The organism is Flavitalea plasmicola (assembly GCF_030546645.1).
GTDB lineage: Bacteria > Bacteroidota > Bacteroidia > Chitinophagales > Chitinophagaceae > Puia.
Map to the genome: position 1 here is coordinate 483,222 of NZ_JAUOTO010000005.1, position 25,169 is coordinate 508,390.

General features: G+C 54.2%; 25 protein-coding genes. 15 read left to right on the top strand and 10 right to left on the bottom strand.

Features of this window, described 5'->3' with window-relative positions; translation table 11 throughout:
• Nucleotides 1-2: 2 nt before the first annotated feature.
• Nucleotides 3-362: a DUF4288 domain-containing protein gene (locus tag Q4E93_RS20350; protein ID WP_303588373.1), complete on the bottom strand. Its 360-nt coding sequence runs from the start codon at nucleotides 360-362 to the stop codon at nucleotides 3-5.
• Nucleotides 363-378: 16 nt separating this feature from the next.
• Nucleotides 379-1,149 (bottom strand): LiaF transmembrane domain-containing protein, encoded by a 771-nt coding sequence (locus Q4E93_RS20355; RefSeq protein WP_303588375.1) that lies wholly within the window; start codon nucleotides 1,147-1,149, stop codon nucleotides 379-381.
• 144 nt (nucleotides 1,150-1,293) lie between these two features.
• On the opposite strand from Q4E93_RS20355, the gene Q4E93_RS20360 reads away from it, so the two are divergent.
• From Q4E93_RS20360 to Q4E93_RS20380, 5 genes are all read left to right on the top strand, one after another.
• Nucleotides 1,294-1,701 carry a tetratricopeptide repeat protein gene (locus tag Q4E93_RS20360; RefSeq protein WP_303588377.1) on the top strand — a complete coding sequence of 136 codons (408 nt, stop codon included), beginning with the start codon at nucleotides 1,294-1,296 and terminating at the stop codon, nucleotides 1,699-1,701.
• A 604-nt stretch (nucleotides 1,702-2,305) separates the two neighbouring features.
• Nucleotides 2,306-3,208: a DUF1338 domain-containing protein gene (locus Q4E93_RS20365; RefSeq protein ID WP_303588380.1), complete on the top strand. Its 903-nt coding sequence runs from the start codon at nucleotides 2,306-2,308 to the stop codon at nucleotides 3,206-3,208.
• A gap of 165 nt (nucleotides 3,209-3,373) precedes the next feature.
• Complete coding sequence (locus Q4E93_RS20370; RefSeq protein ID WP_303588382.1) at nucleotides 3,374-4,306, top strand: RpnC/YadD family protein; 933 nt, start codon at nucleotides 3,374-3,376, stop codon at nucleotides 4,304-4,306.
• Nucleotides 4,307-4,618: 312 nt separating this feature from the next.
• The gene (locus Q4E93_RS20375; protein WP_303588384.1) at nucleotides 4,619-5,497 is read left to right on the top strand and encodes a hypothetical protein; all 879 of its coding nucleotides are present in this window, start codon (nucleotides 4,619-4,621) and stop codon (nucleotides 5,495-5,497) included.
• A 30-nt stretch (nucleotides 5,498-5,527) separates the two neighbouring features.
• The gene (locus tag Q4E93_RS20380; RefSeq protein WP_303588386.1) at nucleotides 5,528-6,511 is read left to right on the top strand and encodes a T9SS type A sorting domain-containing protein; all 984 of its coding nucleotides are present in this window, start codon (nucleotides 5,528-5,530) and stop codon (nucleotides 6,509-6,511) included.
• A gap of 140 nt (nucleotides 6,512-6,651) precedes the next feature.
• Here the strand turns inward: Q4E93_RS20380 and Q4E93_RS20385 are convergent, their stop codons facing one another.
• Nucleotides 6,652-7,788 (bottom strand): T9SS type A sorting domain-containing protein, encoded by a 1,137-nt coding sequence (locus tag Q4E93_RS20385; RefSeq protein ID WP_303588388.1) that lies wholly within the window; start codon nucleotides 7,786-7,788, stop codon nucleotides 6,652-6,654.
• Between the two features lie 288 nt (nucleotides 7,789-8,076).
• On the opposite strand from Q4E93_RS20385, the gene Q4E93_RS20390 reads away from it, so the two are divergent.
• Together Q4E93_RS20390 and Q4E93_RS20395 are read left to right on the top strand one after the other, a co-directional pair.
• A complete protein-coding gene (locus tag Q4E93_RS20390) occupies nucleotides 8,077-10,485 on the top strand; it encodes an ABC transporter permease (protein WP_303588391.1) in 2,409 nt (802 codons plus the stop codon).
• Between the two features lie 12 nt (nucleotides 10,486-10,497).
• Nucleotides 10,498-11,361 (top strand): alpha/beta fold hydrolase, encoded by an 864-nt coding sequence (locus Q4E93_RS20395; RefSeq protein ID WP_303588392.1) that lies wholly within the window; start codon nucleotides 10,498-10,500, stop codon nucleotides 11,359-11,361.
• 14 nt (nucleotides 11,362-11,375) lie between these two features.
• Here Q4E93_RS20395 and Q4E93_RS20400 read toward each other — a convergent pair whose 3' ends face one another.
• On the bottom strand, nucleotides 11,376-12,290 hold the full coding sequence (locus Q4E93_RS20400; RefSeq protein WP_303588393.1) for a hypothetical protein: 915 nt from the start codon (nucleotides 12,288-12,290) through the stop codon (nucleotides 11,376-11,378).
• Between the two features lie 136 nt (nucleotides 12,291-12,426).
• Nucleotides 12,427-12,942: a class I SAM-dependent methyltransferase gene (locus tag Q4E93_RS20405; RefSeq protein ID WP_303588394.1), complete on the bottom strand. Its 516-nt coding sequence runs from the start codon at nucleotides 12,940-12,942 to the stop codon at nucleotides 12,427-12,429.
• Nucleotides 12,943-12,961: 19 nt separating this feature from the next.
• Between Q4E93_RS20405 and Q4E93_RS20410 the strand changes: the two genes are divergently transcribed.
• The 6 genes from Q4E93_RS20410 to Q4E93_RS20435 all read left to right on the top strand — a co-directional run bounded on the left by Q4E93_RS20410 (nucleotide 12,962) and on the right by Q4E93_RS20435 (nucleotide 18,550).
• Nucleotides 12,962-13,816: a helix-turn-helix domain-containing protein gene (locus tag Q4E93_RS20410; RefSeq protein ID WP_303588395.1), complete on the top strand. Its 855-nt coding sequence runs from the start codon at nucleotides 12,962-12,964 to the stop codon at nucleotides 13,814-13,816.
• A gap of 71 nt (nucleotides 13,817-13,887) precedes the next feature.
• A complete protein-coding gene (locus Q4E93_RS20415) occupies nucleotides 13,888-14,517 on the top strand; it encodes a class I SAM-dependent methyltransferase (protein ID WP_303588397.1) in 630 nt (209 codons plus the stop codon).
• Complete coding sequence (locus Q4E93_RS20420; RefSeq protein WP_303588398.1) at nucleotides 14,504-15,163, top strand: cupin domain-containing protein; 660 nt, start codon at nucleotides 14,504-14,506, stop codon at nucleotides 15,161-15,163. Before Q4E93_RS20415 ends, Q4E93_RS20420 begins: the two co-directional genes overlap by 14 nt.
• A gap of 111 nt (nucleotides 15,164-15,274) precedes the next feature.
• Entirely contained in the window at nucleotides 15,275-16,360 is a 1,086-nt protein-coding gene (locus Q4E93_RS20425; protein ID WP_303588399.1) for an NHL repeat-containing protein, read from the top strand.
• A gap of 6 nt (nucleotides 16,361-16,366) precedes the next feature.
• Complete coding sequence (locus Q4E93_RS20430; protein WP_303588400.1) at nucleotides 16,367-17,479, top strand: NHL repeat-containing protein; 1,113 nt, start codon at nucleotides 16,367-16,369, stop codon at nucleotides 17,477-17,479.
• 6 nt (nucleotides 17,480-17,485) lie between these two features.
• On the top strand, nucleotides 17,486-18,550 hold the full coding sequence (locus tag Q4E93_RS20435) for an NHL repeat-containing protein (RefSeq protein WP_303588401.1): 1,065 nt from the start codon (nucleotides 17,486-17,488) through the stop codon (nucleotides 18,548-18,550).
• 3 nt (nucleotides 18,551-18,553) lie between these two features.
• Here the strand turns inward: Q4E93_RS20435 and Q4E93_RS20440 are convergent, their stop codons facing one another.
• From Q4E93_RS20440 to Q4E93_RS20460, 5 genes are all read right to left on the bottom strand, one after another.
• Nucleotides 18,554-20,695 (bottom strand): hypothetical protein, encoded by a 2,142-nt coding sequence (locus tag Q4E93_RS20440; RefSeq protein WP_303588402.1) that lies wholly within the window; start codon nucleotides 20,693-20,695, stop codon nucleotides 18,554-18,556.
• A gap of 10 nt (nucleotides 20,696-20,705) precedes the next feature.
• Entirely contained in the window at nucleotides 20,706-21,260 is a 555-nt protein-coding gene (locus Q4E93_RS20445) for an RNA polymerase sigma factor (protein WP_303588403.1), read from the bottom strand.
• Nucleotides 21,261-21,326: 66 nt separating this feature from the next.
• A complete protein-coding gene (locus tag Q4E93_RS20450; protein ID WP_303588404.1) occupies nucleotides 21,327-21,677 on the bottom strand; it encodes a hypothetical protein in 351 nt (116 codons plus the stop codon).
• A 33-nt stretch (nucleotides 21,678-21,710) separates the two neighbouring features.
• A complete protein-coding gene (locus tag Q4E93_RS20455; RefSeq protein WP_303588405.1) occupies nucleotides 21,711-22,682 on the bottom strand; it encodes a hypothetical protein in 972 nt (323 codons plus the stop codon).
• 36 nt (nucleotides 22,683-22,718) lie between these two features.
• Nucleotides 22,719-23,129 (bottom strand): OB-fold protein, encoded by a 411-nt coding sequence (locus Q4E93_RS20460; protein WP_303588406.1) that lies wholly within the window; start codon nucleotides 23,127-23,129, stop codon nucleotides 22,719-22,721.
• A 163-nt stretch (nucleotides 23,130-23,292) separates the two neighbouring features.
• Here Q4E93_RS20460 and Q4E93_RS20465 point away from each other — a divergent pair, with 163 nt between their 5' ends.
• Complete coding sequence (locus Q4E93_RS20465; RefSeq protein WP_303588407.1) at nucleotides 23,293-24,744, top strand: DNA recombination protein RmuC; 1,452 nt, start codon at nucleotides 23,293-23,295, stop codon at nucleotides 24,742-24,744.
• Nucleotides 24,668-25,168, top strand: a complete 501-nt coding sequence (locus Q4E93_RS20470) for an RICIN domain-containing protein (RefSeq protein WP_303588408.1) — start codon at nucleotides 24,668-24,670, stop codon at nucleotides 25,166-25,168. The genes Q4E93_RS20465 and Q4E93_RS20470 overlap by 77 nt, the downstream gene beginning before the upstream one ends.
• Nucleotide 25,169 lies beyond the last annotated feature (1 nt).

The window sequence follows — 25,169 nt, forward strand, 5'->3', positions numbered from 1 at the left end:
GTTTAAAGTAACTCCAGCAATTTATGCGTCCCATTGCCCTGGATGTGGGCCGCCTTTCTATTCGTGAATTCAATATAATGGTCGGGGTCGTCCGTCTCGTGGATGCGGGAATACACTTCGGCGCCGTCCAGGAGACCGCTGAGCTTGTATAGTTCGGCTACATTGATGAACTTCCATTGCACGACCTTTTGCTCGTGATTGTAGAACCCATCCTGCTCTTTTTCGCCAATGAGCATGGCTTTACTGAATGCTTCCTCTTCGTCATTGGCAATGATCAGCCGAAGCTGCTCGTCAAACTGGGGGGTATGGTCGCCATCCCCGCAGATGATCCTGAAAACGATCTTTGAAAGATACCAGTTCATGACTGTTGCTTTTGGGTTAAAAATTCTTCAATTCAATGCCTCCGAAGATGGAAGTGCCATCAATGATCAGCACCTTGTCGGGATTGGTGATGGCCGGCTGCTGTCTTTTGTCTTCGAAGCCGGCGAACATGGCCGATACTTCGCAGCGGACCTCCCAATGAGGCGGTACGATGATCTTGGTGCCGCCCATCACCTGGGTGACGTCCAGGTGAATGACGCCCGTGAAGTCGGCCTGGGTAAGGTCGAGCTCGGTGCCGCCCATGATGCTGGTGATATCGCCGCCTTTGAAGTTCTTCGAGACGACCTTTTTATGGACGCCGCCGAAAATAGCGGTGGAATCCACAAAATCTTCGGAGGAATAGCCTTCCCTGGTGGAGGAAAAGCCCTGGGTATAGCCCTTGTTGCCCCATTCGTCCTTCCAGTTCTCCCTCCATTTGTTCCGCCAATGACGGCTATGGCGGCGGGGGGAGAAGATGATCACCAGGCCTATGAAGATGAGCGCGGCCGGCCAGGCAAACCGGCGGAGCGGTATATCCGGAAAAGTGTCCTGTAACAGAAAGAAGCCGCCTACCAGTATCAGGATGGCCCAGGAGCCGCCCCGGAAATTGTGCCGCAGCCCGAGGAAAAGGCCGACAGCGATCAGGAGCACGTGCCAGCTGAAAAGCCAACCGGGTAAGGGTACGCCCATCTGGTCCACCAGTAACACCCCCCCGATGAGGAGGAGGAATAGCCCTGCCCCCACCCGTCCGGACCGTCTGTCGACATATTTATCCTTATCGTCTGTCATCTTTTTGAATTTTACTCAAATCTAGGGGGTTAGGGGTTTCTCCACAAGGGGCATTAGGCAGTATTCAGGGAAATGGGCGGCGAAAGGAGGGATTTTGTCGGTGGAATGGCAGGCCGGCACGGATTTTTCTGGTGACCATTTATTATGCTGGACAAAGCTATTTCCGACAAAGAGCTGCTTGCCAGGGCGAAGGCCCTGGAACTGGATGGAGAGACTGATGAAGCCATCGAGGCGTACCAGCGGGTGTTACGCAACCAGCCGCTGAATGAGACAGCCATCGCCCGGCTGCTGGTGCTCTATCGGCGGGAAAAATTATACAAGCAGGAGCTGGCCGTACTAAAGGCGGCGATCAGCGCTTATGAGGCGGAACAGCTGGCAATGCAGCAAGCCTGGCGGAAAAAGCACCAGAAGGCGGCGCGGATCAGCCTGTCCCTGGCCCGGAAACTGGCTGGAGAAGGCACCGTAAAAAAGGGGGCTGTGATCTACGACGACCGGCTGGTGACCACCTGGCGTAAGCGGAAGGCGGTGGTTATGAAAAGGCTGAAGGGGTAGGCTGCAAAGACAAAACCCGCCAGGGGTTAGCCGGCGGGTTTTGCAATTCACTGTATAGGGTCTCTTTTTTGTGGTTACAGTGGCGCCTTCGGCGCTCGTAGTTACAGTAGTGGGTGAACCTTCGGTTTCAATAGGACTGGATCATCAAGCTTAAGGCACAGGGTAGATCATGGATACGGATGTTCAACGGGCTCATAGGAAACGGATGGGGTTTTTGGATATTGGACGGCTTACAGGATCAGGTCTACGGTTTCTTCGGACATTGGACGGATTTTGGATATTGGATCGGCTTCGGATAGTGGATCTTTTTCTCAGGATATCGGATCGGGTTTTCAGTAGTCTATTGGATGTTGTGGCTTCGTTGCTTTCAACAGAACAAAGATGCGGTGGAAATCCGCGCCTGCCAAGGATTTGCATGAAGCATTGCCATCATTTATTACTAAACTTATTGAGCATTAGGCACAAACACCTAGTACCGGGTATAACCCGAAGGAAGTATCGTAGATCTACGAACCCGGACGGGGCCCGGGAATAACCTGGGGGGCTATTGCAGCTGCGGAGAGGACGGAATATCCGGATAGGGCGAAATATATTATATTGCGGCATGCCTAATCATCACGCGCTGGATGTTGTCCTCGATGGACTGATGCGCCGCTATACAGAAAGGGTCCCCGATGTGCAAAGAGTGCTGGACGTCATGGTGTCCGAAGGGATCATCCGGTCTCACGGCGAAGTCGAAAATGACCATATCGCCTTCCGCAGCCTGGGCATCCCGCACCTGGGTATTGCCTCGCTGGAAAAGGTCTTCCTCGCCCTTGGCTATATAAAAAGAGATTACTATTATTTCTCCGAAAAAAAGCTGGATGCATACTGGTATTCGCCCCCTGCGGAGCGGTATCCCCGGATCTTTCTCAGCCAGCTGCGGGTGCAGGACCTGTCGGCCGGGGCCCAGGCCATCATCGGCAAGTACACCGGCGAGATCCATTCCGACCCTGTCGATGCGTTGGACCTGTCCGATGGGGCGGCACTGGATGCATTCTTGCACAGCAGCCTGTGGCCTTTGCCCACGCTGGCGGATTATGAAGTGCTGGCCGCGGAGAGCGAATATGCGGCCTGGGTAATTTACAACAGGTATTATCTCAATCATTTTACGATCAGCGTACACAATCTGCCCGCTGGATATGATACCATCGCGACCTTCAATGATTTCCTGGAGCGGCATGGATTCACGCTGAACAGCGCGGGCGGGAAGATCAAGCAAAGCCCGGATGGATTGCTGCTGCAGAGCGCGACAGTTGCGGGAAAGATCGAAGCTGCCTTTGCGGGTGGTGAGAAGAGGCCGATCGCGGGCAGCTACGTGGAGTTTGCGGAAAGAAAGGTCTTGCCGGAGTTTGCTTCGCTGCCTGCTGCTGCCCTGGGACGTCAGCACCGGAGAGAGGGTTTTGAGGCAAAGAATGCGGATAAGATCTTCGAGAGTACGTATCGTTCGCAGACGGAGAAGGGGTAGAGGGGATGCATTGCCTTTGTCCTTCAGAATAATTTTTTTTGAGTTCTTGTATTATTTAGCTTTGTAAGTATACTTTCCAACCCACTCTTTACTCAGACTACCTATTGATTCCCCTGCAAGTTGAACCTGGCGGTAATACAGTATTGCTAAGATCAACTTGACGTTATGCGACATAATAAGGACATCCTTTGGAAGGGATTGTTGGAATGGGTGTTTGACGACTTACTGAGATTCGTTTTTCCCGATGCAGATAAGGTGTTTGACATGCGGCGAGCATTTGCCTTTCTCGACAAGGAACTGGCGGAGATGTACCCGGAACCGGAGAAAGAATCGGATGTCCGGGTAGTAGATAAGCTGGTTAAAGTCTTTCGAAAGGATGGGGAAGAGGAATGGGTGCTGGTCCATATTGAGATCCAGGATAAAACAAAAGCCAGGGATCGGGCTCTGTTCCCTGAACGTATGTTCCGGTATTTTTACCGGTGTCTCGACCGCTATCGTAAGCCTGTGGCAGCCATAGCGATCTACACCGGGCCCGATGGCAAGCGGTTGCCGGATTGCTACGAATATCAGTTCATGAGAACAAACTTAAAGTACCAATATAATACCCTGTGCATTCTCGATTGTCCGGACGAAGAATTGGGAAGAAGTGATAACCCTTTTGCATGGGTGGTCCTGGCGGCTAAAAAGGCCTTGCTAAAGGGGAAGGACCTGGACAAGAAATTATTGGCCGGGAAGTTATTTGTTTTCAGGAAATTGTATGAAGGCGGTATATTCGAAAGGAAAAAATTGCAGGCCATTTTAACGTTTTTGGACAACTATGTGCGATTTGAGAAAACGGAAAGTAATCGTATCTTTAGAAAAGAAATTGATAAGATAACAGGTAAAAAGAATACCATGGATATTTTTGAACAAGTGGCGGAGTGGAGGTGGCAGGAAGGGCTCCAGGAAGGGCATCGTAAAGGAATTAATGAAGGACTGGAAAAGTCTGTAAGAGCACTGCTGGCTAATACCGAATTCTCCGTGGAGAAGATCGCCTCGTTGATTGGGGTTTCTGTGACGCGCGTCAGGAAATTAAGCAAAGAGGTCCGGTGTAAATAGCTTTTCTTGATTATTATATTGCAGGCCGCCGTCTTTTTGATCGGCGGTTTTTGTTTTTAAATACAAATGGGAAAGGCAAAATTTAATATATTCATTTTTTCCTTATATTTACATTGACCCTCCTAGTTAAACAACCTCCCAGGTGTAAGTTTTGATTGGTTCCGTTCTGCTCCCCTTATTGTTCCTGTCCTTCGCATATTCTTCCATTCCTGATCCTTTGCGGATCTGATTTCGATTGTCCATCATCGTTACAAAGCCGCTTGCCCGGCCATCCGGGTGATATAGGAGCATTTAAAACCAAAAACATATCTCATGCAAAGGGTCAATTACATTTTGCCGTTGGTGCTGGCTGCCGCTTTGGTGGCCATCAGGCCGGCGGCCATGGGGCAGGTGGGAATAGGCACGAATACCCCGGATGCCAGCGCACAGCTGCAGGTGGAGTCCACCAACAAGGGATTCCTTGTTCCCCGGGTGGCGAACACGGGCGTCATCAGTTCGCCTGCAAAAGGGCTGCTTATTTACCAGACGGATGTGCCGGAAGGCCTTTATTACAACATAGGATCGGCAGGCACGCCCAGCTGGGTCCAGATCTCTTCCTTGACGGGCACCACTGCGGGAGGGAGCCTGGCTGGCACCTATCCGAACCCCAGTATTGGAACCTTCGCTGTCCAAAATATAATGATACAAGCCAATGCCATTACGACGTCTAAAGTGGCGAATGGGACCGTGACGACCTCGAAGATGGCGGACAGTGCCATCACCGGCTTGAAGCTGCTGTCGTATGCCGTGCAAAACAAGCATGTCGCCGATGGCGTGCTGACGCCTTCCAAATTCAATGCGTCCGGATTGCTGCAGGGGCAGGTGCTGGGTTTCAACGGGAGCGTCGCCGCCTGGATGGACAATGGATATACGGTGGTCAGCAGCACCACTACGCTGCCGGCATCATCCCTGCGGGTGGTGATCACGGGCAACGTCACCGTCACGCTGCCGTCTTCGCCGGTGGCCGGTCAACGTATCGTCTTCCAAAGCCGCTTTGCGGGCGCCGGCCTCAACCTGGGCGGTAATTCCCTGTACATATTAAGCAACAATACGACCAGCGCGACCCAATCATGGACCTTTGACAATGTTACGGGATTGGCGCAGAAGTTCGAGCTGGTGTGGGATGGCACGTACTGGCTGTATAGTAATTAGCTCATTTTCTCACCGTTTAAAATTCAGCATATGAAAGTACTGTTTACCGCATGGGCGCTGCTGGCTGCCATGAGCGTGAGCGCACAGCTCAGTGTCGGCTCTTCCGGCATCTTCATTTCCGGCGGCACCACTTTCTATACGGAGGGTCTTACGCTTATTCCCACCTCGAACCTTACCATCACCAGTGACACGATCGCTTACTCTACCACGCCGCGCACGGGTCCGCTGGGCGCCTCCATCAATAAGGTATTTACTTTTACCACTCCCATCACCTTCACGGGTACGCTGGGGATCCGCTATCTGGCGTCCGACCTGAACGGGAATACGGAATCGTTGCTGCAGCTGGCCATCGGCAACCTGCCGCAGAGTGGCACCATTGTAACGACGACGAACAGCACTGATGGGACACCCGGCAGCTATTATGTCAGCAATGCCTCCATCTCCGGCGTAAGCCTGGGGCTGCTGACGGCGACCAACTTCGGCGTAACGTTGCCTGTAGCGCTGCTGGCATTCTACGCGACCAGCGATGGCGCCAGCACGCAGCTGCGCTGGCAGGCGGGACAGGCGACCAACTTCGATCGATTTATCGTGGAAAGAAGCACCGACGGCGCCGGGTTCCATGAGATCGGTGTTGTCAACGGAGCGGGCGAACCCTCTTATGCCTTCACGGATGACGCCCCCGCAGCGGGAATGAACTACTATCGTTTGAAAATGGAAGACCTGGATGGCAGCGCCAGCTACAGTGAGATCGTCAGCCTGAAGTACGGGGCTTTGCCTTTTTCCCTGGCGATGTATCCGAACCCTGTAATGCAATCCCTCACCCTACGAAGGACAGACGCATCAGGGGGCGCCGCTACGGTGGTGGTGACGGACCAGTCCGGCAGGATACTGATGAAAGAGCACATGGAGGGGAAGAAGCTATTGCTTGATCTGAGCAGGATGCCCGGAGGTATTTACCTGGTGCAGTTCAGGGACAAGGATCATGTGGAAACGATGAAAGTAAGCAAGCTATAGGGACAGCAGCAATATGCCAATGGCTGGCAAGGTAAAAGTGGGCCCGACGCCGTCCGAGCGCCGGGCCCTGATTTGAGAGGCCCTGGTTGCAGCCCGATGCGGAAGTGGGCTGACCATATGTTTGACGGACCGCGGGTCCGCTACTGTTTCAATATCCTGATCATTTCATTCCCCACCTGCATGAAGTACAGACCGGGACGCAGGTGACCTGCCGGGATCTGCCACTCGCCGGTGGGAGCGGCCGCCGCTGTTGTATAGAGCACACGCCCCTGCAGATCTTTCAGTGTCACGGTCCTCGTGTCAGGCGGTCCGGAAAGATGGATCAGGTCCGTGAACGGATTGGGCCAGCACCGGAAGGCTGTACGGTCATCCCTTACTTCGCTGACCGTGGAGTATACAGATCTTTTGCCTGCATCTTCCATCCGGATACGATAGAAATTAGCGCCGTTCAAGGGTGTATGGTCGATGTACGTATACGAGTGGTCAGGGGCGGATGCGGCGATGGTTGCAATGTCCTGCCATTCATGGGCATTGCCGGAACGTTGAATGACGAAGCGGGCGCCTGTTACGTCCGTGGCTGCGGTCCAGGTGAGGCGGTGTCCATCACCGTCCGGTGACCGGGTGGCCGTAAAGTTCTCCAGGCCCAGGGCCAGTACGGTGTTGGGATCGTAGATCACCATGATCCTTACCCGATCGATCTTTGCCGTCATGCCCAAGGCTACCAGACCCGTCGTTAATTTGGCTGAGATGGCCACGCCAAAATTGGCGCTGTTGACATCCGAAGGCTGCCAACTGCCTCCCCAGGTACTGGCCAATGTACCTATACCATAGGTGACGATGCCGTCGGAAGAGGGCCATGTGGTTCCAGAGGCAAGATCGCCGCCATAGAGGGTTCCGTTTTGCAGCAGCCGTATCGATTGATCTGTAACCTTACTACCGCCGATGCCTAGCCCCGTTGCACTTCTCTCTACCTCCACCCGGATCTCGCAAATGGTGGCTGTAGAGGGTATCGAGAATCCGAAGTTTTCAATGATCAAATAGTCCGAGTACGCGGAGGACAATACCCCTAATGCCTGGGTGGCGCTTGCATAGTTCCCATCACTGGCCTGTGCATTACCAGCATTGGTCCATGGAAAGCTGCCATATGCGGCAGTTGAAAAGCTGGTGGCATTGTTTGCGCCTGCAGATGAGGCGCACCCTTGTGCATTCGAGGTGGAATAACTGCAGCATAGCACTGCCATTATCAGGACCGCAACGGTCACAGATTTAGTTTTCATCGGTTTAAGATTAAATGGTATCTTAAGGACCAGGGTCCCAAGATCATGTTTTCAAAATAGTAACAAGTAAAAACACTCGCGTGAATCTGGTTCTCGTGTGAATCAGGTCTGAGATGAGAGGTCTGTTGCTGTTAGCAGAGCCGGGATAAGTGTCTGAAGCGTTAGAACAAATTCTACTGCATAGAAACGCTGATTTTTTTGTAATACATACTATTTAGAAAGGGAACATGCCACCATAAGGGTTTGCACCTATTTTTCATTACTTGATTATAGTTAAAAAACGACATTATGTTGAAAAATTTAATTATGACGGCGCTGCGGAATTTCCGTAAAAACCGGGTGTCTTTCTTCATTAATGTGTTCGGATTGACGGTGGGATTGACCAGCTGCCTGCTTATCACATTGTATATCAAGCATGAACTGAGCTATGATCAGTTTCAGACCAACGGCTCCCGGATCGCCCGTGTCATCATGGAGTATCATTTTGACGGGAGCGGGGACTCGCCTAAGGGGAACTTCACCAGCACGAAGGTGGCGCCTGCTTTCCGCAAAAATTTCCCGGAAGTGCAGTCGGCGGTGCGGATGACGGACCCTGACAGGATCGTAGCTTACCGGGACAAGCTGTTCAAGGAGACGCATTTTATGTATGCGGACAGCAGCTTTTTCGACCTTTTCAGCATGCCGCTGGTGCGCGGCGATGTCCGGTCGGCCTTATCGGGGCAAAATAAGGTGGTGGTGACGGAATCCACGGCTAAAAAGTATTTCGGTGGAGAAGACCCCATCGGTAAGGTGCTGATGGTGGGCGCCGACAGCGTACCCTACCAGGTGACGGGAGTAATGAAAGACTGTCCGCTGAATTCCCAGTTCAGGTTTGACCTGCTGGGCAGCTTCTCCTCCCTGGGGGAAAACCAGGAAGAGACTTATTGGGAGGCCAATTATACGACCTACCTGCTGCTGAGGGACGAGGCGGCCTTTGCGTCCTTGCAAGCCAAGCTGCCTGCATTCATGAAAAAGGAAATGGCGGGCAAGGGGGCGACCATCAACTTCTACCTGGAACCTTTCCTGCGCATCCACCTGTATTCGGATTACGGGAGTTTTGAGCCGACCACTTCCATCTCCTATATCTATATTCTCGCGGGCGTGGCCTTGCTGATCCTCGTCATTGCCTGCAGCACGTATATCAACCTGAGCACAGCGCGCAGCATGGAGCGGGCCCGGGAGGTCGGGGTGCGGAAAGTCATTGGCGCAGGAAGAGGCCAGCTGTTCTGGCAATTCATCAGCGAGTCGGCCCTTGTATGCGGGGTGGCAGTGATGCTGAGCCTCGTGGCGGCGGCGCTGTTGCTTCCGGCTTTCCGCCGGCTGACAGGCAGGGAGCTGGCGATGCATGAGCTGCTGTCCCTCCCTTTCCTGTCTTTCAGCCTGCTGACGGGCGTAGTGGTGAGCTTCCTGGCGGGCAGCTATCCGGCCGTTGTGCTCACGGGCTTTCAGCCTGTGAAGGTGCTGAAAGGCGCTTTTAAAAATACGTCTTCCGGCCAGGGACTGCGGCAATCGCTGATCGTCTTCCAGTTCGTCATATCGGTGTTCCTCATCGTATCCACCTTCATCATGCAGCAGCAGCTGAATTTTATCCAGCATAAGCAGCTGGGGTACGACCGGGATCATGTGCTCGTATTGCCGACGATCAGCAAGATCGAAGACATTCAGCTGCTGCGGACGGAGCTTCGCCGTGATCCCCAAATACTCAATGTTGCCCGCAGCGGCAACACGCCCATCAACATCGTCAGCGGCTATAATATGCGTAATTCGACCATGCGTGCCGGTGAGCAACTGGCCGTAAACGGCGACCGGATCGATGAATATTTTATTCCGACCATGGGACTACAGCTGGTGGCAGGGGAAAATATTACGGCGCAGGATATGAAAGACGCACATCCTGACATCCCTCCGGGCGTACCGGAGCACCAGGTGTCCCCCACCTTTCATTTTATCCTGAATGAATCCGCGGCCCGTGTGCTGGGATGGAGCCCGCAGGAGGCCGTCGGCAAGAAAATGTTCATGGATGAGACCCGTCCGGGCTATGTCAGGGGAGTGGTGAAAGATTTCCATTTCCAGTCATTGCACCAGCCGATCAAGCCCCTGGTGCTTTTCCCCGGGTACCGGGCCAATACCATACTGGTAAAACTAAGTGGACGCCGATTGCCGGAAACGATCGCAGGGATTGGCGCGACGTGGAAGAAGCTGATACCGTATATGCCCTTCGAATACCGGTTCCTGGACGAGGATTACAATAAGATGTACCGGGCGGAACAGCGGCTGGGGACGGTGATGCATTTATTTTCCCTGGTGGCCATCGTCCTTGCCTGCCTGGGGCTGTTCGGGCTGTCGGCCTATGCCGCCCGCCAGCGGGTGAAAGAAATAGGCATCCGGAAAGTGCTGGGCGCCTCGATCCCCCAGCTGGTGGTGCTGTTGTCGGGCGGGTTTATACGGATGGCGCTGGTGGCCATCGTCATTGCGATCCCATTGGCATGGTGGGCGATGCACCGGTGGCTGCAGGACTTTACCTACCGGGCAGGGGTCAGCGCATGGGTCTTTGCGGGTGCGGCCCTGCTGGTGGTGGCGATCACCCTGGCGACAGTGGGGATCCAGGCGGTGAAGGCGGCGTTGATGAACCCGGTGAAAAACCTGCGAACGGAATAAACCTGTTTATATATGAAAAAGAATTTCTTCTGCCTGTTGGTCTGCATGGCTTTGGTGAGAACCTATGCAGCCGAATATTTTATCGACGCGGGCCATCTCCGGGTGCATTGCGTTGTCAGCGGCACCGGACCGGCCCTCTTGTTGGTGCATGCCGGTTACCAGGACCTCTACATGTGGGATAGACAGGAAGCATACTTTAAAAAGCATTACAAGGTGGTGCGGATCGACATGCCGGGGCATGGCGCCACCACGGGGATCGACACCAGCCTGCTGGTGGCCGATGTCATCCGCATTGTGCTGGACAGCCTGCATGTGCAGCAGACTGCCGTGGTGGGGCTCTCCATGGGGGCGGCCTGCGCCACCGACTTTACGCTGGCTTATCCTCAGCGGGTGACCCGGCTGATCGTGGTCTCCCCGGGCCTCAGCGGGTGGCCGGCGGTGATGAAAATGGATACGGCGACGCGACGGACCTTTCAAATAATGGATAGTATTCATGCCACCGGCGATCACCGCCTGATGGCCGAATATTTTACCTCCGTGTGGTGCGACGGACCGTACCGTAAGCCCGGCGAGGTGGATACGGCGGTTCGCGGCTATATTTACAGGACGACGATGCAAAACAAGATGGACGTCGGCGCTTTCCCTGTTTTTAATCCCAAGGGCGCGGCCACCCGGCTGAAAGAGATCCATTGTCCCGTCCTCATCATCCAGGGAGATAAGGATATTCCGTTCATTCTACAGGTGACGAACTGGTATCGACATGAACTGCCGTCGGCCAGGCTGGTGAATTTTCCAGGTGTGGCGCATATGTTGAATATGGAAAGGCCGGAAGCGTTCAACAAGGTGTTGGAGGGGTGGATGAGCGGTAAGGGATAGGGGTCGATGACTGATCACCTGAACGTAATATCCACCTCCCCGCCCGGAGAGCTGTTGCTCACCACGATGGCCCGTTGCGGAGCGCCGCTGGCGTGTGCCGTTGTCCAGCCGATGCTGGCATTGGTGCTGCCTTTCAGGATCTGGATGGAGGACATGGCTACGCTGCTGTTGGGAGGATATTGTGTGCTGACATTGGTGATGCCATAGGCTTCCAGCGTCTCGGCTGCCCAGAAAGCCTGCGGGACATTGTTGACCTGGAGGGCAGAGGCGGCGGAGTAGCCAGTAAAGGAAGAATTGTAGCTGTAGTTACTACCGGAGACGGCCGTTTGCTTCATGACGCCCTGCAGCGTCGTGCCGGGATTGACGGTGACGAGACTGCCAAAGAATGCCTGGCTGCTGGATACATACCAGTTGGTGATGGCCCAGTATTTTCCGCCTCCCGCCGCCGAGGGACCCCATTGCAATACGGGTTGGATGATATAGGAGGTGGAGGTGGTGCCGTCCTGCATTCCATTGAATAGAAATAAGGTCTGGCTGGCTTTCGACGCCGGCACTGAAGGCACGACCCAATTGGTGGTGAAATTAGTGATGGCCGTCCCCGTGTTGGTCCAATAAGCATAAGCGATCCATCCCGAGGCAGGGGCAGGGACGATGGGCGCCGTTCTTTTTACTTCTCCAAAATCTTCCAGCGTTTTGCCTGTGCGGCCGTCGGTCTTCAGCAGCCGGCCTTTGTAGACGGTGAGCTGATGTCCTTCCCCAATGAAGTGGACCCGGGACTTTTCCATATAGCCGGCGGGCGTGAGTACCAGCTCTTCATTGCTGGTGGTGGCCGGTGCAACGGGTGCGTTGATGTCTTTCCGGCAGGCGGTGAAGATAAGCAGCGTGAACGCTACGATGGTCCAGTGGCGGGCATGATGATGCATGTTCATAACATTGTTTTTTTATGAATAGATATGGTTCCGACGGGGATGGGCTTGTGAGAATGTTATTGACAGTGAAAAAAGGAAGTTGTTAAATGTATTAAGTATTTAACGATTTAAATATTCGGTTACCCGAAAATAAAATTCAGTTAAGTGCAATCGCTGCATACATATTGGCCCTGCCATAGGCGGAGGGACGTTGCCCTAATTTTTTCACCTGCTTGTAGCCTGCAGTGATGAAGAGTTTTGTCAGGGAAGCATAGCTTACAGGATACGGCACCCAGGTGGAGACGGCCTGGTCCGTGTCGTATTCGACGATGAGCACCGGGCTGCCGGGGCGCATACAGGCGCTGAGCTTGTCCAGCAGGGAGGGTTTATCTTTGACGTAGTGGAGGGAATTAGCCATCAGTATGCCGTCGAGATCACGCAACGGAAGATCGTCTTTGACAAAGTCGGCTTTTATGGGTATCATGTGGGCGGTTTGTCGAAGCCGGGGGTTGGTGTCGACGCCGTAGACCGTGCTTTGGAGCGGTAGCAAATGCGTGAGTGCTTCCGTGAAGAGCCCGGTGCCGCAACCCAGGTCCGCCCAGTGTTGCGGATGTGCGGATGGCAGGAGTGGCGTGGCGGCGTCAATGAGGGCAATGGCTTCACGAAGTGTCATGGGACGTCAAAGGTATTAAATGAAAAACATTCCGATCAGGCATATTCAGGTGGCCCAGAAAGAGCCGGACTTCTTCGGAGGATTCAGTATCCGGGATGTCAGGACGCTGCTGGATGGGAAGGACATGGTCCAGGAACTTCACCGGCATGATTTCTTTTATGTGCTGGCGTTGAAAAAAGGCGCAGGTCGTCATGAGATAGATTTTACATCGTACGAGGTTTGCGACCATTCCGTCGCCTTCATGCGCCCGGGGCAGGTGCATCAGCTTACCCTGAAAGCGGGCGCCATAGGGTATCTGCTGGCGTTTGAGACCGGGACCTACTATCCGAATGACAAGGGATCAAAGCAGCTGCTGCGAAAGGCAGGTATTCGGAACCATTACCTTTTTGAGGCCGCCAGGTTTAAAAAGTTGATCGCCGGCTTGGATCACCTATTCCAGGAGTATACTGACAAACAAGAGGGCTATCAAAAGGTGATCAAGGCATACCTGGATATTTTCCTGGTAGAGCTGGTGCGGCAGCATCGTGAAAGCGCTCCGGGTGTCGTTAGCTATGCACAGGAAAAACTGGAGGAGCTATTAGAGCTTTTAGAGACGGATATTTCCCACCATAAGGAGGTGTCTGCATATGCTGCGATGTTGCACCTTTCCCCCTACCAGCTGAATGCGATCACGAAGGCGATGCTGGGTAAAACGTGCTCGGCGCTGATCCATGAATATATCATCCTGGAGTCGAAAAGACTGCTGCTGGCCACCTCCAACCAGGTGAGCCAGATCGCCTATCAACTGGGCTATGAAGATGTCGCTTACTTTATCCGGTTCTTTAAAAAGCATACAGGGCATTCACCCGAGGTTTTCAGGCAGCATTTCAGGTAAGTCCTGCTCAACTTTATTTTTGTCCTATCCTGCTGACGACTGGGAGAGCTACCTTTGGGGTAAATAAAATTATGATGGATCAGAAATGGGATGAGCGATACAAAGACCAGGAATTCGCTTATGGCAAAACGCCGAATTTATTCTTTAAGGAATGGCTTGAAAAATTTCAGCCAGGGTCGATCCTCATGCCGGCCGATGGGGAAGGACGCAATGGGGTATTTGCCGCCCGGCTTGGATGGAAAGTGACTTCATTCGATCAAAGCGCGGAAGGGCGATCGAAAGCATTGGCGCTTGCAAAAGAGCAGGGTATTACGCTGGACTATATCGTGGGAGACCTGGAGCAACTGCCATTTGAAAAGGAATCATTCGATGCCATTGGGCTGGTGTATGCACATTTTGACGCTGAGAAGAAGCCGGTCTTTCACCGGAAGCTGGATGGCTATCTCCGGCCAGGCGGGATCATTATTTTTGAGGCTTTCAGCAAAAGCCATCTGCATTACGTCCAACTGGATCCGAAGGTCGGGGGACCAAGGGACATCGATATGTTGTACGCGACGGCAGAAATAATGACCGATTTTCCAAATTATGACACGCTGGTGCTGGAGGAAGCCGAAATCCAATTAAATGAAGGGAAATATCACAATGGGAAGGGTTCTGTGATTAGATTTGTGGGAAGAAAAAAGAACTATGCGCAGCAATAATATTTTGATCGTGCTGGCCATGCTGATAGCACCAGCGGGTTTTGCCCAGGTACAGGTGAGTGAAGAGCCCATGCATCATAAGGTGTTTGACAACGGCTGGGTACGGATCCTGGATGTCCATGTTCCTGCCGGGGATACGTCCCGCTGGCATAAGCATTCGACGCCTTCTGTATTTCTTATTCTCAGTGATACCAAGACGGGCTCGGAGGTGCGGATCGAACCGAAGGGCAGACCAGCCTTTACGGACGGTCGCATTTGGTTCGAGGGATTTTATGACACGCCGCGGGTCCACCGGGTGTGGAATGAGGACGACCATGAGTTCCATGTCATCGATATGGAGCTGCCCCATCAGCCGTATCAGGAGCTGGGTGCTCCATTTGCGGATAGCGCTTTCCATCTTTTGTTCGATGAGCGGCCAGTAAGGGGCTACCGGATGACGATGGCTGCAGGACTGGTGCGGCACGCGGGTACTCGCAAGGGGCCCGTGGTGATTATCAGGGTGGGTGATGGATCGGCGGCAGTGGGGGTGGCTGGTGCAACGTTGGGAAAGAAAGGAGATTATGTATTTGTCGCGGCCGGTGGTAAGCTGGATTTTGTGAACATGGGACAGTCGGAGGCGAAGCTGGCGGTGTTCGAGCTGAAATAAAACAGGGAGATCTATTTGCCGTTGGTACGCGCAATCCCGCCGATGGGTAGTTAGGGCCGGGCGCGTACAACGGGGCGAACCGATCGGGTGTCAATGAGCAAAACGTTCAGTATGACACCTGTTCAGCGACAATGCACGCACGTTGCGGTGATTGGCCTCATGGTCACCGCCCTCCATATAGGATGTAAAAAAGGCAATCACGATGCCGGGTCCGACCAGCCGGATAAAAAAGCCATCGTCTCCACTATTGCGGGTGACGGCTCCAATGCCTTTGCCGACGGACCGCTGCTGTCCGCCAAATTCCGCAGCCCTGCCGATGTCGTGGTCGCTCCTGACGGAACGATCTATGTGGCGGATTTCAACGATCACCGGGTCCGGAAATTAGCTAATGGCCAGGTGACTACCCTGGCGGGGAGCGATATATCCGATGTCAAAGACGGTGATGGCGCCCTGGCGCGCTTCAAGAACCCCAACCGCATTGTGGTGGATCCGGCCGGCAATTGTTATGTGCTGGATGAAACTGACCCAAGGATCCGTAAAATCACTCCTGCAGGTCATGTCACCACGTATGCCGGATCCGATACCCCGGGATTTCGCGATGGTGATGCACTGGTTGCACAATTCCTGATCAATGCGGAAGGGCTTGCCGCCGATGGGGCGGGGAATGTCTACCTGGGCGATACTTTCAACGGTCGCATCCGAAAGATCAGCGTGGCCGCGCAAGTGAACACGATAGCCGGTGACGGCAGCGAAGGCCTGAGGAACGGCAACGGAGCTACTGCCAAATTCAGTTTTCCCGGAGGCGTCACCTGTGATCAGCAAGGCAATATCTATGTATCGGATCAGGGGAACAACTGTATCCGGAAAATAACGGCGGGTGGCGTGGTGTCTACGTTTGCCGGCAGCGGAACGATCGGGGACGCCGACGGGGCCGGTGATGTGGCTCAATTTCGCGGACTGTTGGACCTTGCCGCCGACGTCCAGGGAAATATCTATGTCATCGACGAGGACCGCATTCGGAAGGTGACGCCGGAAGGCGTGGTGTCCACCGTGGCAGGCAGCGTGGCAGGCTATGCAGATGGAGAAGGCACCGTTGCAAAATTCAAAGACCCCGTAGGACTCGGTATCGATGCACAGGGGAATCTCTATGTGGCTGATCTCAATAATTTCCGGATCCGGAAGATCACTTTTCAATAAAATATTATGATGAAAGCGAAGCTTCACGAACACCTTCAGGAGATAAAATTGAACGTGCGTAAAGCTGGAGTAAAATACGTCCTGATCGTAGTGCTAAGCATAGGATGTAAAAAAGGCAATCACTATGGCGGGTCCGACCAGCCGGACAAAAAAGCCATCGTCTCCACTATTGCGGGTGACGGCACGGATGCCGTTGTAAATGGACCCGCTTTGTCCGCGGCATTCTCTACTCCTGCCGACGTGGCGGTGGCCCCGGATGGAACGATCTATGTGGTGGATTATAATGATCACCGGGTCCGGAAGATAGCCGGGGGCCAAGTGAGCACTTTGGCCGGGAGCGATTCCACCGGCATCGTAAATGGCCATGGCGGGGCGGCGCGTTTTAAGGATCCTTATCGCATTGCCACAGACCCGGCGGGTAATTGCTATGTGATAGATGAGGTGGACCCCCGGATCCGGAAGATCACGCCCAACGGTGATGTCACCACGTATGCCGGCACCAATGCACCGGGGTTTGCAAACGGCCCTGCATTATCGGCGCAATTCCTTATCAATGCAGAAGGCCTGGCTTCCGACGAGCACGGCAATATCTATGTAGGAGATACTTTCAACGGCCGGATCAGGGCGGTGTCCCAGGCTGCACAAGTCACCACCGCGGCTGGCGACGGAGCCGAAGGCTTCAGGAATGGGGACAAAGGGACTGCCGAGTTCCGGTATCCCGGCGCCGTCACCTGCGATCAGCAAAATAATATCTATGTAATGGATGCGGGGAACCTCGTCATCCGGAAGATCACACCCGGCGGTGTCGTCTCCACGTTTGCCGGGAGCGGTGTGCGGGGCACTGCCGATGGGGATGCTACGACGGCCCAGTTCGATCAGCCGCTGGACCTGGTGGCCGACGCCCAGGGAAATATATACGTCATCGATGATCAACGGATCCGCAAGGTGACGACGCAAGGCAAAGTGTCTACGGTGGCGGGCGGCGTGAAAGGCTATGCCGACGGAGACGGGGCCGATGCAAAATTCAATACCCCTTTTGGACTGGGAATAGACGCCCAGGGAAATGTGTATGTGGCGGATGCCAATAACAACCGGATCCGGAAGATCACTTTTCAATAAAATAGTATGATGAAGCCTTCAGTAAAATACGTCCTGATCGTGGTATTAAGTATGGGATGTAAGAAAAGCAAACACGATGGCAACCCGCAGCCGCCGGAGAAAAAAGCTATCGTCACTACTATTGCGGGCGACGGCACCGATGGCTTTGCCAACGGACCTGCTTTGGCCGCCCAATTCAAATATCCCGTCGACGTGGCGGTGGCTGCTGACGGCACCCTCTATATAGCGGATTACACCGATCACCGGGTGCGCCAACTGGCCAATGGACAGGTGACGACGCTGGCGGGGGATGGCAATTTCGGATTCGCCAACGGGGATGGCCCGTCGGCCCGATTGATGGATCCCTATCGTCTTGCGGTGGATCAGGCCGGTAATTGTTATCTGATAGACCAGGTGGACGCCCGCATCCGTAAAATAACGCCGGGCGGCTATGTGACCACGTATGCCGGAATGGAAGCGGTGGGATTCCTGGATGGACCTTCTTTAACGGCCAGGTTCATGGTAAATGCCGGAGGGCTTGCCGCCGATGCGGCAGGGAATATTTATGAGGGTGATAGTTTCAACCACAGGGTCAGAAAGGTCAGCGTGGCAGCGATGGTGAGCACGATGGCCGGGGATGGTCAGCGGGGTCTTCATAATGGTGATGGCGCCACGGCGGAGTTCAGGTTTCCAGGGGGCGTCACCTGCGACCGGCAAGGGAATATTTATGTGTCGGACCAGGGGAATTTCTGTATCCGGAAAATAACGGTGAATGGGGTGGTGTCCACCTTAGCCGGAAACGGTGTAAATATCATTGTCGACGGCGATCCCGGCGTCGCTCAATTCCGTCAGCCGGGTGACCTGGCGGCGGACAGCCAGGGGAATATTTACGTCATCGATGGGGCGCGGATCCGGAAAGTGACGCCGCAAGGCGTGGTGTCCACCGTCGCGGGCAGTACGGAAGGTTATGCCGATGGGGATGGGTCGCAGGCAAAGTTCCTGGGACCCGGTGGATTGGGCATCGATGCGCAGGATAATGTGTATGTGGCGGATTACGCGGATCATAGGATACGGAAGATTAGTTTTCAGTGAATGTTATTGATTTGTGATCCAACAAGGGAAGAGCATGGCTATCAGCCGCCGCTGCAACGCTTCGAGTTCCCGGTTGTGCTGCTGCCTCTTTTGATCCTTTATGTCAAACTGGAAAAAGGAGTTCTCTTTTTGCAGATCGGATGACTGGCCCAGGCTGCCTGCTTTGTTCAATGCGCGGGTGAGCGCCTCCGGGGTGATGCTGTTGAGCCGAATGCCTGCATAGCTCCTGGCTTGTACGTTGCGCTGATGATAATACCAGGGCTGATCCCCTTTATAGCCAATGCAGACGAGATCATATTTCAGCAACTCATTTAACTTTTCGGTGTATTTGCCGTCGGCGCCGGAGACAAGCATAAAACTGCTGAGGCGGTCGGGCAAAAGATAGACATAGAGCCTGTCGTAGGTTTTCCAATCGGGGATCAGGAAACTTGCTTCAGCATATTTGATGATGGCCCGCCGGCCTGTTGCGGGGTCGGTTACGTTCAGGGTCGTGCGACTGGCCGTGGCTTCTATCACTGCCTTATCGATGTTGTACCAACCGGTGCTGGTGATAGTGGCGGTGTAGAAAGCAGGGGGTGGCGGATTGGGTACAAATTTATATCCCAATTGACGGTAAGTCTCTTTTAAGTTCACCATCAATTCTTCTCCATCATTTTTAGCCTGACGCTGGCCGGCCTCAACTGTGCGCTGAACCCTTTTACCCGTGGCGATGCTGTCCAGGTAGGCCTGGCGGTCCCAGTAATCATTTTCTGTTTTTTTAATGGCTGCGGCATAGGCGCGGGCTTTCATGGTATAGTATTCGGCCAGTTGGCGGAACTGCGTCGAGGATTGGTTGACCTTACCGTCATGCAGCCGCGCAAAGTAACCGAAGATCTCCTTTTGTTCTCCGACGGATTGGGTCGCTACCAGGGAATCGATGTCCGAAAGGTTCCAATCCAGGTGCGTCACATAGAGGTCCAGCATTTTGCCGGCATCGGCGGCCCGATGGAGCCACTGGAGGCGTTGCTCGAATTCGCGGGTGGCGATGATCGTGTTCTTAAATTCCGGGGCCCAGATGGTCTTTATTTTGGCAGGGTCGATGCCGCAAGGGCGGGGGTGGTAATAAGGGCCGCGCGAGGAGTCGTTGCGGGGGGCGGCAGTATCTTGTTGAGGTTCGATGCGGTCTTTGGGGCCTGCTTCTGCCTGTGCGGGCGCGGCATGAAAGCCGGCGGCAAGCGAATAGTACAGGCTATCCGTAAAATGCCTGTCCCGACTATTATATCCCCATTTGCGCAGCGAGTCCAGGTAATGCGGGGGGTAGAAGTCCAATAGGTGTGGGTCTACGGCCACCAACCCATGTTCCAGGGGACGTGGATCCACCCAGTCGATGGTGCTATCTGGCAGGCGCCTTCCTTTGTACAGCCGCATATCGCGCTGGTCGCCCGATGCGGGGACCTGCACCACGATGGGACGGGTGGTGTCCATGTGCAGGACATGATAACCCTGCCGGGCATCGACAAAGAACATGCCGCCCGTGGACAATGGCTGCGCGCCACTGCGGGTGGAGAGGCCTGCCGTCATGATGGAGGCGGGATCGAGGGCTTCTTTCAGGACCAGCAGCACCCTACCTGTTACCGCCCGATCGTCTTCATCGAGGAAAGTATTGGCAGGAATGGACAGGACGATGCCTTTTTTGGTTTCGATCACGGTGTCACGGGACACGTTGAGAAAAAAGGGCTGGAGCATGCTGTCTTTTTTCCCATGGGCGTCCACATAGGCGCTGACGATGGCGGCGCTATCGGCGGGCCGGAGAATAGGCAGATTGGGCACTTGCTGCGTGCCCGATGGATCCGGCTGGGTTGCGTTGTGGAAGATGGGGATGTGTTTATAATACAGGAGCGCGGCAATTACAGCGGCAACGATCAATCCACCCAGTCCCCATTTGAGGATGCGCTGCCGGATCGTATATCTTTTCTTCGCCGTCAGTACTTCTTCTTTAAGCCCAGCCCTGTCGATGCCCGTCATCAATTGCCGTTGCAGCTCCACTTCGGCCTGTAATGCGGGATCGCCTGCTATTTGTTCTTCGAACGTTTGTGTTTCGGCAGGACTGAGCCTGCCTTGGAGATAGGCTTCGATCTTTTCGATGAGCTCCAGTTCTTTGCGCATGGGGAGGGTATTAGAGGGTTTGGTGGATCTGTTGGAGTTGTTTCAGGCGGACCTTAGCGGCTTCCAGGCACTTGTATTTCTGGTTTTTGGCCGTGTTCTCCGCGCTATAGCCCATCCGGGTGGCGATGTCCTTTAGTTTCAGGCCGCCATGATAAAAGAGGAGGAGCAGCTCGCGGCAACGTTCGCCCAGCTCGTCCAGGGCTTTTTCCGCCAGCCGGGCCTGCTGCTCTTTTTCTTCGTGTAAGGCGGGTGCTTCCGGCCCGGCGGGGTCATGGGCCAGCTCATGCGGGATGGGGCGGTTGCGTCTTCGGAGCTCCTCTTTCCAGAGGAGGCGGCAGATGCCATATAAGTAGGTGCTTAGCTTAGCGGTGAGGGTAAAGTCGCGCTGGCGGACATTGCGTACGAGGAGGATCAGCGCTTCCTGGAAGATGTCTTCGGCGTCGGCGGCATTGCCTCCGTTGGTCCGGATCATTTTCCGGACCATGGGGAAGTGGTGATAAAGGGTGGCCAGTGCTTTGTCGCTTCGGCCGGACCGGATACGGAGGAGCAGGTGTTGATCGGGCATGGGGCAAGGGATTTTACTAATATATGGTGGAAATGGCGTAAAGGTCACCCTGCCCGGTAAACTTTTTTATAGCCCACCCAACAGCCCCGCCGACATGGCTTTTATAGTAATGGCTGCCAGGGTTCCTACAACCTCGGACACTTTCTTGATGGTGGCCGCCAGCTTGCCCAGCTTTTCACTGGTGTTTTCCATTTTGGCCGTAAGGGCCTCCAGGTCCGCATTGGCGGCGTTGATCTTATCCACCATGGCCTGCAAGGAATCCTGGATCAGCGTGTCCTGGAGATCCATCTGGTCATTGATGGCTTGCCGGATCAGCGTTTTTTCCTGGGGTGTGAGGGACGTGTCCTTGAGGGCATCCTGTAATTGAGCAATGAGGGTATTGACCTGTTTTAATGCATTGAGTGTTTCCGTATTCATATCCGATAAAGTTTATGGCCGTTGGATGATTCGTTAGATGGGGAGTTTGATCAGGCCGGACAAGGACGAGAAGGCGCTGCCGGCCGCCTGTACATCCTGGATCAGCTGTTGCGTCTCCTGGATGATCTCTTTCAGGTCTTTTTTCTCTTTTACATTCTTTGCCAGCTCGGCATGGGCCCTGGCAAGACTTTTCGATGCCTGGACCACCTGCTGGCGAAGCAGTTCCGTATTATCGTGCGCCGTCAGCTCGTCATAATAGAATTTGATGGCCCAGTAGTTGGTGCGGGTGCTATCGCTGAGGACTGACCGCTTGCAGCTCTGTATAAAAAAATCTCTTTCCACTGCCAGCAGGGATTTCAACGAGGGGAAGGAATTGCCGTGCGCATCGGTGAAGGTCTCTCCATCCAATACCGTAACGAGGTTGCGGGTCGTCACCTGGACCAGGGTGTCGGCTGCCAGGACGAACTCCTTGAGGGCGGCTGTCTGTTTGTGTTTGGTCAGCTGTTTGCCCACCAATAATATCACTTTGGAAATCGTGTTGGCGAGGCCGGAGGGCAGGGAATCTTTGGCTTTGCTGTTGTAGATCGATACGAGATTGCCCAGGTTCTCGCCCAGGGAAGTGGTGTTGGCGCTAAGGTCCGAGATATAGTGGTCGCTGCTTAGTTTGGTGAGGAGACCTGCATATTGCTGGATGAGCTGCAGGGACAGATCGAATTGTGAGGAGAGCTGGACGGTGTTGTTATAGCTTTTCCGGGCCGACTCCATCCGGCGGGCGATCTGCTCGGCATCTGCGAACTGGCTTTGACTGGCTACCACCATTTCACTGTGGAGGTGGAGTTCGGCGCGCTGCCGTACCACTGTGCCGGGAAAGGCGCTGTAGCTGTTGGCAGTGGCGGCGAAGGCGTTGATGTTCTTCACCTGGCTGTCGGTGAGGACGGCGCAGCTGGTGAAGGTCAGGGAGACGGCAAGGGCAAGAACGATAGTTTTGGTTGGTGCGATCTTCATTAGATAGGTTCCTTTTAGGAACCAAAAATACAATATTTACTGTATCTCCCCATCCTTCAACTGAGGGATCGTCGCCATCATGCCACCACCCGTACCGACAATCGTAATTTCAGCACCTTTTTTAAGGGTGGCCGCCTTCTGCCCATCTGTCAAATGGCATTGCACGCCCATGGAGACCTCGCCTCCTGTCAACTGGACATATACATCGTCGAGGATGTCTTTGTTGATGCTTTCCACCGTACCCGTGATGGCGACCTTCTTATCTTTGAATAAATTATCGGCGGCCACTTCATTGTCGTGGTATTTTTTATCATATTCGGTAGCTGTCACCTGGATTGCCTGCGCGGATGATGCAGTAGATTGGGTGTTGGAGTTGGCGGAAGTATCGCCACAGCTGGCAAAACAGAAGGAAGCAGCCGCGACTAACAAGATGGTAAGCAATTTCATAGATGATGAGTTTTGATCTTTAAAACACAGAGGTAGGAAAAAAGGACGCCTGAGCGGGAGAGGTTTAGGGGACAGTTATAATTAGTAGGTACAATTACTTAGGATTTAATAAGAGCATTTGCATATTATTTCTAACGTCGTATATTGGCTGCACAAACACATTATGCCAACCATCTTTTATCTCCTCATAGGACTGGTCGCCGGCAGTGCCCTCGGCTATCTGCTGGCCCGGCTGGCCATACAGGCCAGCCTCCTCCGGCTCACGGCGGAGGTGAACAGCCGCCTCACCCGGGAAGAGGTGGCCGCGGGGTACGTTGCGTTGGAGTCATTTAGGTTTGTCCAGGAAAAATTAGCGCTGGCAGAAGCAAAGCTGACCAGCCAGGAGCAGGAGCTCTCGGGGCTGACCAACCAGCTCACCGTGCTGGAGCAAAATGAAAAGCACCTGCAGGAGAAGATCACGGGATTTAAAGACGAGCTGCAAAGCATGCACGACCTCTCGCACGAGCAGTTCCGGAACATCGCGGCAAAGATCCTGGAGGACAGGCAAACGGCCTTTGTGGCCACCAATAAGAAGGAGCTGAACGACATCCTCACGCCTTTTAAGGACGGCCTGTCCGAGTTCCGCAAAAAAGTGGAAGACACCCGGAAGGAAGATATTGCCGACCTCACCTCGCTGAAGAAAGAGATCGAGTCGCTGGAAAAGCTGAACTCCCAGCTGAGCGAGGATGCCCGCAACCTGGCGACGGCGCTGAAGTCGGAGGTCAAGATCCAGGGTAACTGGGGGGAAGATAGATTGAACATGATCCTGGAGGCGGAGGGATTGCAGCAATACATCGACTTCACCCGGGAGGAACAGTATGTCGACGAAGACAAGGACCGGGTGCGGCGGCCGGACTATATCCTGCGGCTGCCGAACGGGAAGCATATCATCATCGACAGCAAGGTGTCGCTCACGGCCTACAGCAATTACTTCAATGCGGACACTCCGGAGCAGAAAGCGGGATTCTTAAAGCAGCATGTAAAAAGTATCTCGGACCATATTCGTTCCCTGGCGGATAAGAATTATCAATCGCTGGCGGGCCTTCATACGCCGGACTATATCTTTATGTTCATGCCCATCGAGTCGGCGCTGACCCTGGCGATGAACCAGAACGGAGAGCTTTTTACGCAGGCGCTGAACCGGAAGATCGTGCTGATCACGCCCACGACGCTGGTGGCGACCCTGAAGGTAGTGCGTTTGTTGTGGCAGAAGGAGAACCAGGTGAAGAACGTGGAAGAGATCTTTAAACAATGCGGGGCCCTGTATGATAAATTCGTGGATTTCATAGGGGACATGGACAGGATCGAAGAGGCCTTGAACGGGGCGGGGGCGGCTTACCGGGATGCGATGTATAAATTGCAGTCGGGTGAACGGAAGGGTTATACGATCATGGGAAGGATGGAGGCCATCCGCCGACTCGAAGCCAGGGTGAGCAAGGTGATCCCGGCGAAGCACCTGACGGACCTGGATACGCCGGAAGAGGAGGACAACAGCACATATGGAAAAACTGATCATAGCACTGACGGTCCTGTCGCTGGCTCTATCGCCGGGACGGACACAAACGCTCCCCATTAAGGGAGACTTCGCACTGAAGAACGTGCACACGGGCAAGTATGTCCGCATCAAGGATGCCAACGGCGCGAACGGCACCCCCATCGTTGCGTATTCGCCCGTGAACTGGAAATGCGTGACGTGGCATTTTCAGCCGGCCGACAAAGGGGGCTATACGCTGAAGAACCTCTTTTCGGGGAAGACGCTGCAGCCCCTGCAAGGGGAGGCAAAGGCCGGCGTGGCCATGGAGGAACAGCCTTTGAAGGATCAGCAATATGAGCTGATCGCCGCCGGGGATCAGCAGTATTACATCCGGGTGAAGGGAACGGACCTTTACCTGACGCCTGGTGACCCGGGCGGCGCCACCAATAGCTCCATCATCCTGGAAACGAAGCAGACGGGTGATCTTCAACGCTGGACCCTGGTGGAGCAGAATCCCACGATGTGAG

Excerpts from the sequence above, each read along its gene's own strand:
- Q4E93_RS20350 (WP_303588373.1), bottom strand. The coding sequence starts at position 362 with ATGAACTGGTATCTTTCAAAGATCGTTTTCAGGATCATCTGCGGGGAT.
- Q4E93_RS20355 (WP_303588375.1), bottom strand. The coding sequence starts at position 1,149 with ATGACAGACGATAAGGATAAATATGTCGACAGACGGTCCGGACGGGTG.
- Q4E93_RS20360 (WP_303588377.1), top strand. The coding sequence starts at position 1,294 with ATGCTGGACAAAGCTATTTCCGACAAAGAGCTGCTTGCCAGGGCGAAG.
- Q4E93_RS20365 (WP_303588380.1), top strand. The coding sequence starts at position 2,306 with ATGCCTAATCATCACGCGCTGGATGTTGTCCTCGATGGACTGATGCGC.
- Q4E93_RS20370 (WP_303588382.1), top strand. The coding sequence starts at position 3,374 with ATGCGACATAATAAGGACATCCTTTGGAAGGGATTGTTGGAATGGGTG.
- Q4E93_RS20375 (WP_303588384.1), top strand. The coding sequence starts at position 4,619 with ATGCAAAGGGTCAATTACATTTTGCCGTTGGTGCTGGCTGCCGCTTTG.
- Q4E93_RS20380 (WP_303588386.1), top strand. The coding sequence starts at position 5,528 with ATGAAAGTACTGTTTACCGCATGGGCGCTGCTGGCTGCCATGAGCGTG.
- Q4E93_RS20385 (WP_303588388.1), bottom strand. The coding sequence starts at position 7,788 with ATGAAAACTAAATCTGTGACCGTTGCGGTCCTGATAATGGCAGTGCTA.
- Q4E93_RS20390 (WP_303588391.1), top strand. The coding sequence starts at position 8,077 with ATGTTGAAAAATTTAATTATGACGGCGCTGCGGAATTTCCGTAAAAAC.
- Q4E93_RS20395 (WP_303588392.1), top strand. The coding sequence starts at position 10,498 with ATGAAAAAGAATTTCTTCTGCCTGTTGGTCTGCATGGCTTTGGTGAGA.
- Q4E93_RS20400 (WP_303588393.1), bottom strand. The coding sequence starts at position 12,290 with ATGAACATGCATCATCATGCCCGCCACTGGACCATCGTAGCGTTCACG.
- Q4E93_RS20405 (WP_303588394.1), bottom strand. The coding sequence starts at position 12,942 with ATGACACTTCGTGAAGCCATTGCCCTCATTGACGCCGCCACGCCACTC.
- Q4E93_RS20410 (WP_303588395.1), top strand. The coding sequence starts at position 12,962 with ATGAAAAACATTCCGATCAGGCATATTCAGGTGGCCCAGAAAGAGCCG.
- Q4E93_RS20415 (WP_303588397.1), top strand. The coding sequence starts at position 13,888 with ATGATGGATCAGAAATGGGATGAGCGATACAAAGACCAGGAATTCGCT.
- Q4E93_RS20420 (WP_303588398.1), top strand. The coding sequence starts at position 14,504 with ATGCGCAGCAATAATATTTTGATCGTGCTGGCCATGCTGATAGCACCA.
- Q4E93_RS20425 (WP_303588399.1), top strand. The coding sequence starts at position 15,275 with ATGACACCTGTTCAGCGACAATGCACGCACGTTGCGGTGATTGGCCTC.
- Q4E93_RS20430 (WP_303588400.1), top strand. The coding sequence starts at position 16,367 with ATGATGAAAGCGAAGCTTCACGAACACCTTCAGGAGATAAAATTGAAC.
- Q4E93_RS20435 (WP_303588401.1), top strand. The coding sequence starts at position 17,486 with ATGATGAAGCCTTCAGTAAAATACGTCCTGATCGTGGTATTAAGTATG.
- Q4E93_RS20440 (WP_303588402.1), bottom strand. The coding sequence starts at position 20,695 with ATGCGCAAAGAACTGGAGCTCATCGAAAAGATCGAAGCCTATCTCCAA.
- Q4E93_RS20445 (WP_303588403.1), bottom strand. The coding sequence starts at position 21,260 with ATGCCCGATCAACACCTGCTCCTCCGTATCCGGTCCGGCCGAAGCGAC.
- Q4E93_RS20450 (WP_303588404.1), bottom strand. The coding sequence starts at position 21,677 with ATGAATACGGAAACACTCAATGCATTAAAACAGGTCAATACCCTCATT.
- Q4E93_RS20455 (WP_303588405.1), bottom strand. The coding sequence starts at position 22,682 with ATGAAGATCGCACCAACCAAAACTATCGTTCTTGCCCTTGCCGTCTCC.
- Q4E93_RS20460 (WP_303588406.1), bottom strand. The coding sequence starts at position 23,129 with ATGAAATTGCTTACCATCTTGTTAGTCGCGGCTGCTTCCTTCTGTTTT.
- Q4E93_RS20465 (WP_303588407.1), top strand. The coding sequence starts at position 23,293 with ATGCCAACCATCTTTTATCTCCTCATAGGACTGGTCGCCGGCAGTGCC.
- Q4E93_RS20470 (WP_303588408.1), top strand. The coding sequence starts at position 24,668 with ATGGAAAAACTGATCATAGCACTGACGGTCCTGTCGCTGGCTCTATCG.